At 59.3% G+C, this 1,247-nt stretch carries 1 protein-coding gene; it reads right to left on the reverse strand.

Going from position 1 to position 1,247, the window contains the following annotated elements; genetic code table 11:
• Nucleotides 1-18: 18 nt before the first annotated feature.
• Entirely contained in the window at nt 19-1,164 is a 1,146-nt protein-coding gene (locus RHSP_RS14550) for an ISAs1 family transposase (protein ID WP_004112765.1), read from the reverse strand.
• Nucleotides 1,165-1,247: the final 83 nt, after the last annotated feature.

Below are 1,247 nucleotides of genomic sequence, written 5' to 3' on the forward strand. Positions count from 1 at the left end.
CTGAATCCGGGTTAACAGTCATGCTCGGATGATTTCGGCCATGTATTGTGGGTTTCTGCCTGCTTTGTTTCGTCTGAGTTTGATACTGCGCTTGTCGTTATGGCTTCGAACCATGTTGATGGCGAAGTGTCGGACGACGGCCATGTTGGCTGGTCCATGCCCGGTTCGAGATCGGGCGGCATCCTCGTTGAAGGTGACGTCGAGTACCCAATGGAGGGAGTTCTCGATGGCCCAATGGCCACGTATGGCCTCGGCGAACTGGAGCGCGGTCATCGACCGCGAGGAGATATAGAAGCGGACCTGGCTGCTTTGCCTGGACTTTTCATAGACTTGTGCTTGCACCTTGACGATGGTGGCGATGGACGGGAAGCGGTATTCGCCGGGAAAGCGCCTGTCGCCGGAGAGCCAGTCGATTTGAGTGGAGACGGTGACCCGCCGCTCTTCGACCCGGCCATGGCCCTTGTCGACTTCGGTCACGGTTGAGGTGAGGTTTGCCGGAGCGTCGGCAAAGAAGCGCTCGATCTCACCCATCAGGCCGGGCTGATTGGCCTTGGCCGCCAGGAGGTAATCAGCGCCTGCATCGAGCACCGCCTGGGCGGTTTTGGCATTGCAGGCAATGGCGTCGATGGTCACGAGCGCGCCTTTCAGGCGATCCTTTTCGGCCAACCGTTCCAGCAGCAAGGGGATGGTGTCCTGCTCACAGCTTGTCGTTGCCACTGCCTCTTGTCCAAGAACCAGCCGTTCACGGGTGGCGAAAGCCGAGACGAGATGCAGCGCCGCCCGGCCGTTGGCCCGGTCATGACTGCCGCGCGAGGTCTTTCCGTCAATCGCCACCAGCGCCGGAGCATCGGGTCGAAGCGTCGCCGCCCAGGATATGAAGCAGTTCGAAAACAGGTCCGGATCGATCCGGTTGAGCAGAATGCGCAGCCAGCGCGAACCCGGTATGCCATGGTGATAGGGAAGAAACCGACGTAAAAACGCCAGGTTATCCTCTCCCCATTCGACGATCTCGTCAAAATCGTCGCATGCGCCGATCGTCCCGCAAACGACCAGAAGAAGCACCTCGGGTAACGGATGGGCGACCCGCCATTGCTCCCGCTCATCCTCAACGAGACTAAAATGGTCCAGCAAAACCCGCAGCCGCGGGCGATCGTCTTCAAACATGTCGGCCTCCAAATCACCGACACTCTTGAATCACACCCAAACCGTTCAGGGAAGAAACGTTAACCCGAGTTCAGAGCCGTGCC

It is taken from the genome of Rhizobium freirei PRF 81, from assembly GCF_000359745.1.
GTDB lineage: Bacteria > Pseudomonadota > Alphaproteobacteria > Rhizobiales > Rhizobiaceae > Rhizobium > Rhizobium freirei.